This window comes from Runella sp. (assembly GCF_027484545.1).
Taxonomy (GTDB): Bacteria; Bacteroidota; Bacteroidia; order Cytophagales; family Spirosomataceae; genus Runella.
The window spans coordinates 1-8,987 of record NZ_JAIXST010000016.1; the positions used below are offsets into that span (position 1 = coordinate 1).

Sequence of the window (8,987 nt, forward strand, 5' to 3'; positions counted from 1 at the left end):
AAATTGAGGTAAGTCTATTTGTTGTTTGGTCACTACAAACTTAGAGCTTTGGCTCCAATTGTCGGGCATAGCAAATTGTTAATCAATCTGTTATGCCTATTTTAATTTCTACAAATTAAGGGAGGTTATACTTATCCTGTTATCATTGACAACATGATGAATCTGGAGTTTCTGTTTTGGGCGGCAAAAGAGTCGGGCAACAAGGAACTTTATAACCTGAGCGTAACTCACGCCGACAATACCCTCAAAAACCACTATTGTCCCGACCACAGTGCCTATCATGTCTTATGCTACGGCCCCAACGGTGAAGTTTTGGCCAAGAAAAACCACCAAGGAGCTGCCGACGAGTCGGCTTGGTCGCGCGGGCAGGCGTGGGGTCTCTATGGTTATACAGTGATGTACCGAGAAACCAAAGACAAAAAATACTTAGAACATGCCCGTAACATTGCTGATTTTATTTTGAGTAATCCCAACCTCCCTGCCGATAAAATTCCGTATTGGGATTATAGCAAACCAGGTGAAGAACGTGATGCTTCGGCAGGTGCGATTGCCGCTTCGGCTCTGTTGGAGTTGAGTACGTACGGGGGTAAAGACGCCAAGAGATATTATAATGATGCCGTGACAATGCTGCAAAGCCTTTCAAAAGCACCTTTCAAAGCCGAATTAGGCAAAAACAATCACTTTATTCTGCAACATAGTACGGGACACAAGTTGGGCAATTCAGAAATTGACGTGCCGCTTGTATATGCCGATTACTATTACTTAGAAGCGTTGCTTCGTTACCAAGCGTTGAATACGAAATAGAAGAACCTTTCCTAAAAAAAGCCAAAGGCACAAAGAATAGGTAATTTCTTGTTTTTTGTGCCTTTGGTTTTAAACAAGTACCCGTTTACAATAATACACTTTATAAAAGTATCATGAAACCGACTATATCTGTAAGATCAATCTCTTGTTTATTAGTAGCCATTGTTGTTTTGGCCAATTTCTCTTTTGTTTCTTCCCCCCAAAAAGAAAAAGAAGATTGGATTTCTCTTTTTAATGGGAAAGACATCAAAAATTGGACGGTAAAAATCCATCACCACGAAGTAGGAGACAACTTTGGAAATACTTTCAGGGTAGAAAATAAAATGATAAAAGTGCGTTATGACCAATACGACAAATTCAACGAGCGTTACGGGCATTTGTATTTCAATACGCCTTATTCGTACTATCATCTTAGCTTAGAATACCGTTTTACGGGAGTTTGGCGAAAAGATGCGCCTGATTATACCAATCTCAACAGCGGAGTGATGTTTCACTCGCAAGACCCACATACCATGCCCAAAGAGCAGGATTGGCCGATTTCGGTCGAGATGCAGTTTTTGGCTGGCCTTAGCGACGGCAAACAACGCCCCACGGGCAATATGTGTTCGCCGGGGACTGACGTGATTTTTGAAGGTAAAAAAGATCCCCGTCACTGTATTAATTCTACTTCTAAAACCTACCCCAAAGAAGAATGGGTAAAGGCCGATTTGATTGTCTTGGGCGATTCGCTCATTACACACTTTATCAATGACGAACCTGTACTTCAATACGCCAAACCCCAAATTGGTGGTGGCGTAGCCAATCGCTATAATCCAGCACTTAAAATTGACGGTAAACTCCTCAAAGAAGGGTTCATTGCGCTCCAAAGCGAAGGTCAAGAAATTGATTTTAGAAACATCAAATTGTTGAACCTGGAAGGCTGTATGGACCCTAAGTCTAAATCATACAAAAGTTACTATGTTAAGCCAAATCCTTCAAAATGTAGGTAAAAAAAGCATTCATTGTCTCTCTGCGGTGTTTTTGCTTTTTGTCTTAATCTCCTGTAAAAAGGAGGAAACTGCTGCCCCTATGCCTCAGTTTACGGGGATTTTGCAAAACATGAAGGCCGACCACCCGCGCCTGATGCTTTCTAACGAACGGGTAGAAGAACTTAAAACTTTACGAAAAACCGACCCTATTCTTGATAAATACATCAATGCGGTGGTGGCAAGTGCCAATAGTATTGTCACCAAAGCCCCATTGCAGCGAGTACTGATAGGGCCTCGTTTACTGGACGTAAGCCGAGAGTTACTCAATCGCACTACTCATTTGGCGTTGGCTTATCGTTTTACCGGCGACAAAAAATACCTGGATGCAGCAGTTGTCAATATGAAAACAGTCTGCGCTTTTTCCGACTGGAACCCCTCTCATTTTTTGGACGTAGCCGAGATGACCAACGGCGTGGCTTTGGGATATGATTGGCTTTATAATGACCTTACTCAAGCCGACCGCGAGATCATAAGAGAAGGGTTGAAAATCAAGGGATTGAATGAATATAAAAAAGCATATTCGACTGCTTGGTGGGCCAAAGGTGACAATAACTGGAATCAGGTTTGTAACGGAGGATTGATTGTAGGTGCATTAGCCGTGGCCGAAACCGACCCCGATTATGCCCGAGAATTTATCCCTAAAGCCCTGCTAAACCTGCCTTATTCCAATAAGTTTTATGCCCCCGATGGCGCTTGGTACGAAGGTCCGGGGTATTGGTCATACGCTACAGAGTATCTCTCGTTTGCGATGTCGGCCTTACAATCAGCTACGGGCAACCTTGAAAAAGTAGAAGGTTTGTCGCAATCGGGATTGGTACCAATGATTTGTGCAGGACCTACCAACTATATTCTCAACTTTGCTGACTCCGGCGAAAATACCAAAGCAACGACATCGGCGGCGATGTTCTTCTTGGCTCATACTTACAATAACCCAATCATTTCCAATTATCTGCACAATCTTATCAAAACCAGCAATACCTCGGCCAAACCATTCCATATTGTATGGTACAAAGCTCTTACTGCTGACCCTATCAACCCTCCTTTAGATTATTTTTTACGGGGCGAAATCAATGAATTGGTATTGATGCGCAACAGTTGGACCGACCCCAATGCGCTTTGGATGGGCATAAAATCAGGGATTAACAGTTCCAATCATTCTCATTTAGACTTGGGAAATTTTGAGTTGGATGCGGGAGGAGTACGCTGGGCCAGAGATTTAGGCTCTGATGATTATAACTTGCCCGATTATTGGTCAATGGGAGTTGCAGGAAAACGTTGGACGTATTATCGTCTCAATTCATTTAGTCACAATGTGCCACTGTTGGGCAATAAAAACCAGCATGAAGTGGCTAAATCAAAATTTATTCAAACTAATTTGAATACAGCGATTCCTACTGCCACGGTTGATTTGACCGAAGCTTACAAAGAGTTTTCTTCAAAAAGTACCCGTAAAATAAGCATGGTGGACAGTCGAAAGGCTTTTTTGATGGAAGATGAATTTGTGATTACAAAACCAACCGAAGTGGCTTGGGGCATGACCACGGCCAATCAGATTGAAATCATCAAAGGCGGAAAAGCAATTTTGCGCAATGCAACTATCACTACCCGTACCCTTGAAGCCGAAATCATTGCGCCTATCGGGGCAGAGTTTACGGTAGAGTCGGCCGTGCAGAAAGCCCCCGAAAAACTCAATACGGGCAATAGCCGTTTGATGCTACGACTCCCCAATCAATCAGGACAAGTCAAAGTGGTAGTTAAATTTACACCGAAGATGACTTAATACTACATGAATCCTTCGGAAAGCCTCAATACCACTTGGCGTAAAATAGCCTCAACAATTTATAATAAACCCACCGACTCCAAGATTTTTGGGTCGGTAGAAATTGACATCACTGAGTTAGAAACCTACATCCAAGCCAAACGTCAGGCGGGTATTAAACTCACCTTGACGCACTTTTTTTTGTTGGCTACGGCACGCGCCATAAAAGAGGAAGTGCCCGAATTTAACACCTACGTAAAACGCGGTAACATTTATGCCTATCCGCAAATTGACGCTACTGTGAGTGTGCTCAACAAAAACGGGGAAATGGGGTCGGTGAAGATGCAAAATATTGATGCTTATAATTTGTCAGATTTGACGCATTACCTACGAAAAGAAATTCAGACTGCCCAAAAAGGAGATGATAGCGCCAAAAACCAAAAGGAAACCTTGGCGCATATTCCGTGGCCATTTCGAGGGTATGTATATCGCCTAATTAAGTACATTACAGTACATCTGGGTTTTTCTATTCCGTTTTTGGGGTTATCGGCCAACAATTTTGGGGCGTTTTTTTTGTCAAATATTGGCAGTATCGGGCTTGATATTGGTTATCCTGCGCTGTTTCCTTCGGCCAATGTTTCGTTTGTGCTCATAATGGGGGGAGTTTCCCAAAAACCGTGGGTGGTCAACGGCCAAATTGTGCCGCGTACCATAATGACCCTCGGGGCAGCCCTCGACCATCGCGTCGTGGATGCTTCGCACGGGGGAAAACTTTTTAAGTATTTGAAAAAAGTAGTAGCTCGGCCTGCGTTGTTGGAGTAGGAGAGGGTTGTGTTTTAAGTAGCCCCCTCTAAATCTCCCCCGATAGGGGAGACTTTATATCGTTGATAATTAGACTTTTGTAGGAAAACAAATACTTGAAAACTTTTGCTCGACTACTTAAATGGTTATTATACATAGGTTTGTGTGTTTTTTAAATGCGTTGAATATGCACTATTGTTTTATTTTACTGCTTGTTACAAGCCCTATCATGGGTTTTGCGCAATCGGGTTTTTCGCAAAAAGAACAAACCTATTTTGCACAAGCTGCGGCCAATGGGCAAGCTGCCAACGAAGCTTTTCGGCACAGCCACCGCTATTTGTTGGGTTGGCTTACCAAAGCCGATTCCGCTACGGGACTGATACCACGCAATCTTACCCAAAACACCTGTATCTGGAACGCTTACGATGCCGCTGCCGATAATTATCCGTTTATGGTAATGACGTCTGCTATTTTAGACAAACCTTTGTTTGAAACCAAAATGCGCACGATGCTCGCCACCGAAACGCGCCTTAGTTCTCGCATAGGGCGTTTACCAGATACTTACTCGTTTTGTACCAAAACCTTTCAAAATCAGGTGATTGATACGAGTCAGGTGGTGTTTGGGAGTGCCGAATACATGAAAGATGGCCTTATTCCACTTACGGAGTGGTTGGGGCCAAGCGCGTGGTCGGAACGGATGCTGGGAATATTGGAAGACCTCGATAAAATCGTAGATGTACCGACTCAAATCAAAGGGAGTTTTTTTGGTAATAGTGCCGTGGTGGAAGTAAGCGGTGATTTGTTGCAGGTGTTGGCGCGGATGTACTGGATGACGGGCAACCCTAAATGGCTGAAATGGGGCGTCCAAATTGGTGATTATTTTTTGAGCGATGCGCACTTGCCGACCAAAGCATCTTCAAGACTACGCCTCCGCGACCACGGCTGCGAAATTGTGTCGGGCTTGGTAGAAATGTATGCCGTGGTGGCCGCCAAAGACCCCGCCAAAAAACAGCAATGGCAGCCTTACATTCACGAAATGCTCAATACCATCTTGGCCAAAGGACGAAATGAACACGGGCTGTTTTACGACGAAATCAACCCACAAACGGGCGAAATCGTCCAAAAGCGCATTGCTGATAATTTTGGTTATACCCTCAATGCGTTTTACACCGTATATCTCATAGACCACGTAGGGGCTTACCGAGAAGCCGTCCTCAAAACACTTGGTGCACTTTCGGCGCATTATCGCAATCATGACTGGGAAAATGGCAGTGCCGATGGCTACGCCGATGCCATCGAAGGTACGCTGAACCTGTACTTGCGCGAACCCCTTCCGAGTGCGAAAGACTGGATAGAAAGTGAGATAAAAGTACTCTGGAGCTTTCAAAAACCCGACGGGATTATCGAAGGCTGGCACGGAGATGGCAACTTTGCCCGTACCTCGTTGATGTATGCACTGTGGAAAACGGCAGGAATTACCGTTTCCGATTGGCAATCAGACCTGAGCTACGGAGCGGTAGTTGATGACAAAACGCTGTATCTGACGCTTTCTACGTCCAAAACTTGGAAAGGGCAGCTTCATTTCGGTAAAAAATGGCACCAAGAATACCTAAAAATGCCAGTGGATTATCCTCGTATCAATCAGTTTCAGGAATGGTACCCGATAGAACCACTGGCCAACTATCAACTTACGGTTGGCAATAAGTCAAAAACAGTAAGCGGTGAGGAGTTGTTAAAAGGGTATTCATTGGAAATATTGCCCCAGAAAACGGTACAATTAAAACTAAAACGCCTCTAACCCTCATGTCCGAAACTTCATCCTCACCGCATCTTTCGCGCCAATTGGGCCTGTTGAGCTTGACCGCCACAGGAATATGCTCCATGATTGGTGCTTCGGTGTATATTGTTCCGATCATGATTCAACGCAATGTAGCGGGGATTGGACCTTACGTGCTGCCTGCGTTTTTGTTGGCGGCCGTGCCTGCTTTGTTGGCGGCGTTTGCTTACGCGAGTTTATCGTCGGCCATGCCGAGGGCGGGAGGAAGTTATATTTTTGCAAGCCGAGGGTTGCACCCCTATTGGGGATTTGTGGCGAGTTTTTCGCAGTGGTTTGGACTAACGATTGTCATTGGCGTGATTTGTTACGTCATTATTCCTTTTTTTCGGGATATTGCGGCGGCCCTCGATTGGAAAGTGGGGGCTGCCTATTTAGAAACAGGCTGGGTAAGACTTACCTTGGCTTTGGGCTTGCTTTGGGCGTTTGTGGGCATCAATATGCGCGGACTTCAGTTTTACGAACGCACGCTCATTCCGCTCATGATTTTGATGTTTGTTTTGGGTGGGATTGTGATTTTTGCGGGATTTAGCTTCAACCACGCTGATTTTGAGGCGGCATTATTAGCCAAAGAAGGCCGAACCATTGGCGTGAAAACCAATGCAGTATTTGATTTAAGCACTTTTTTGTCGGCAGCGGCGGTGCTGTTTGCGAGTTTTATTGGCTTCGATTCCATTGCCCAAGCGGGCGGTGAAGCCAAAAATCCCGAACGGCTTTTGCCCAAAGCTACAGCCTTGGCGGTGGTAGTAGTGGGTGCTTTTTATTTTGTGTTTACGGCGGCGGTTTACCATGCCATTCCTTGGCAGTTTATTGCGGCAGAAGCCGCTCAAAAAGACATTTCTGCCCCAGGGTTGTTTAGTGTGTTGTTGTCGCCTGCATGGGGTGTAGCAATCCTCATCGGAGCTACCATTGCCTTGCTCAACGATTTGCCTGCTATGCTGCTGTCGGTGTCACGATTGCTCTTTGCTTGGGCCGAAGATGGTATTTTTTCTAAAAATATTGCGAAAGTCAACCCTCGTACTCAAACACCTCAAAACGCCCTGTTATTGAGCGGATTTATGGCTACAATTGGAGTTTTGGGAAGCCATTTTGCCAGTGATTTTTTCTTAGGAATTGATATTATGGTGACAAGTATGCTCGTCAATTTTCTGTTGATGTGCGTAACGCTGGTGGTATTGCCAAAGAAAAATCCTGCCATTGCTAAAAACATAAAAGTGTTGACATCCAATAGTTTACGAAAAACGTTGGCGTGGTTAGGAATTACCTTTTTATTTGGTTTTTTGGCGATTCATGTCTGGAAGGATGTCAATGCGTCGGCTACTCATTGGTATTTTCATTCTACTTACGTATGGTTGCTTGTGATGGCGGTGGCGTCGCTGATTTATTTTTGGCGGTTGAGGAGATTGGCCAAAAACGGGGTAGATTTGGAAGCCGTTTTTAATACCTTACCCGAAGAATAACAAACATTCAGAACCAATATGTCAAGTTCTATTTTTTTAGCCCTCGACCTCAAAATTTCGCGTATTCTTACGGGGCTGTGGCAAGTGGCCGACATGGAACGCGATGGCCAAATGCTGGATTTGGACGTGGCGGCCAGTGCATTATTGCCTTATGTAGAAGCTGGGTTTACGACTTTCGACATGGCCGACCATTACGGTTCGGCAGAGCTAATTGTGGGTCATTTACACAAAAAATATGTTCAAAAAGACACCCTCCAATTACTGACTAAGTGGGTGCCTCCGCCAGGAAAAGTGAGCAAAGAGTCAGTAAAAGAGGCCGTGCAGTTGTCACTGGACAGAATGCAACTGGAGACGTTGGATTTGCTTCAATACCACGCTTGGAACTACGCCGACCCCGCTTGGCTCGACCAGCTTTTTTGGCTTCAAGAGCTTCGTCAGGAAGGGCTCATTAAGCACATAGGCTTGACCAATTTTGATACGGCTCACCTCAAAATGGCCTTAGATAGCGGTATTGAGATAGTTTCTAATCAGGTGTGTTTTTCACTGTTGGACCAAAGGGCCAAAGCGAGTATGTTGGCTTTGTGCCAACAATACGGCATTAAAGTACTGGCTTTTGGTACGGTAGCGGGAGGCTTTTTGAGTGAGAAATGGTTGGAAAAACCTGAACCTAACATAGATTCTTTGGCAACGTGGTCGGAGATGAAATACAAACGCTTTATTGACCAAACGGGAAGCTGGCAGACCTTCCAACACCTCTTAGCAACATTGGCCGAGATAGCCCAAAACAAATCGGTGGACATTGCTAACATAGCCAGTAGATTTATCTTAGAACAAGACGGGGTAGGGTGTGTAATCATTGGGTCAAGGCCAGGCAAAAGTGAACATATACAATCTAATGGACGAATCATAGACACGTCACTTTCGGAATCCGAAAAACGACAAATTGAGGCTGTTTTGCAACAACTCCATCCTATAGCGGGCGATTGTGGCGACGAATACCGTAAGCCTCCTTTTCTGACCGCGTCGGGCGATTTGAGCCATCATATTGACAATTTTCCAGCACCCTACGATACCAAAATAGGCCACGACGGGCGCATTCATGCTTTAAGCGGGACTATCTGGGAAGATATAGCGGGCTTTAGCCGAGCTGTAAAACGGGGTAACAAAATCGTGGTTTCGGGCACTACGGCTACGCACGGACAAGCGGTGATTGGAGGCAGTGACCCCGCCTCCCAAATGCACTTTATCATTGATAAAATCGAAGGAGCTTTGCAGTCGTTGGGAAGTCGGTTGGAAGATGT

6 protein-coding genes and 1 pseudogene are annotated in these 8,987 nt (G+C 45.0%); all 7 read left to right on the forward strand.

Annotation, left to right across the window (positions count from 1 at the left end; translation table 11 throughout):
• Positions 1-126: 126 nt before the first annotated feature.
• Positions 127-804 (forward strand): annotated as a pseudogene (locus Q0081_RS01085) (glucuronyl hydrolase); the annotation flags it as partial.
• Positions 805-917: 113 nt separating this feature from the next.
• Positions 918-1,793 carry a DUF1080 domain-containing protein gene (locus Q0081_RS01090; protein ID WP_298348333.1) on the forward strand — a complete coding sequence of 292 codons (876 nt, stop codon included), beginning with the start codon at positions 918-920 and terminating at the stop codon, positions 1,791-1,793.
• Positions 1,762-3,612 (forward strand): DUF4962 domain-containing protein, encoded by a 1,851-nt coding sequence (locus Q0081_RS01095; protein ID WP_298348335.1) that lies wholly within the window; start codon positions 1,762-1,764, stop codon positions 3,610-3,612. Before Q0081_RS01090 ends, Q0081_RS01095 begins: the two co-directional genes overlap by 32 nt.
• Positions 3,613-3,618: 6 nt before the next feature.
• Positions 3,619-4,413: a 2-oxo acid dehydrogenase subunit E2 gene (locus Q0081_RS01100; RefSeq protein ID WP_298348336.1), complete on the forward strand. Its 795-nt coding sequence runs from the start codon at positions 3,619-3,621 to the stop codon at positions 4,411-4,413.
• A 166-nt stretch (positions 4,414-4,579) separates the two neighbouring features.
• Positions 4,580-6,190 (forward strand): hypothetical protein, encoded by a 1,611-nt coding sequence (locus tag Q0081_RS01105; RefSeq protein WP_298348338.1) that lies wholly within the window; start codon positions 4,580-4,582, stop codon positions 6,188-6,190.
• Between the two features lie 5 nt (positions 6,191-6,195).
• The gene (locus Q0081_RS01110; protein WP_298348340.1) at positions 6,196-7,686 is read left to right on the forward strand and encodes an APC family permease; all 1,491 of its coding nucleotides are present in this window, start codon (positions 6,196-6,198) and stop codon (positions 7,684-7,686) included.
• 18 nt (positions 7,687-7,704) lie between these two features.
• Positions 7,705-8,987, forward strand: a 1,283-nt coding sequence (locus tag Q0081_RS01115; RefSeq protein ID WP_298348342.1) for an aldo/keto reductase, incomplete at its 3' end; no start/stop codon positions are given.

What these genes read in the sequence shown, in the direction of transcription:
- Q0081_RS01090 (WP_298348333.1), top strand. Translation starts at nt 918, where the DNA reads ATGAAACCGACTATATCTGTAAGATCAATCTCTTGTTTATTAGTAGCC.
- Q0081_RS01095 (WP_298348335.1), top strand. Translation starts at nt 1,762, where the DNA reads ATGTTAAGCCAAATCCTTCAAAATGTAGGTAAAAAAAGCATTCATTGT.
- Q0081_RS01100 (WP_298348336.1), top strand. Translation starts at nt 3,619, where the DNA reads ATGAATCCTTCGGAAAGCCTCAATACCACTTGGCGTAAAATAGCCTCA.
- Q0081_RS01105 (WP_298348338.1), top strand. Translation starts at nt 4,580, where the DNA reads ATGCACTATTGTTTTATTTTACTGCTTGTTACAAGCCCTATCATGGGT.
- Q0081_RS01110 (WP_298348340.1), top strand. Translation starts at nt 6,196, where the DNA reads ATGTCCGAAACTTCATCCTCACCGCATCTTTCGCGCCAATTGGGCCTG.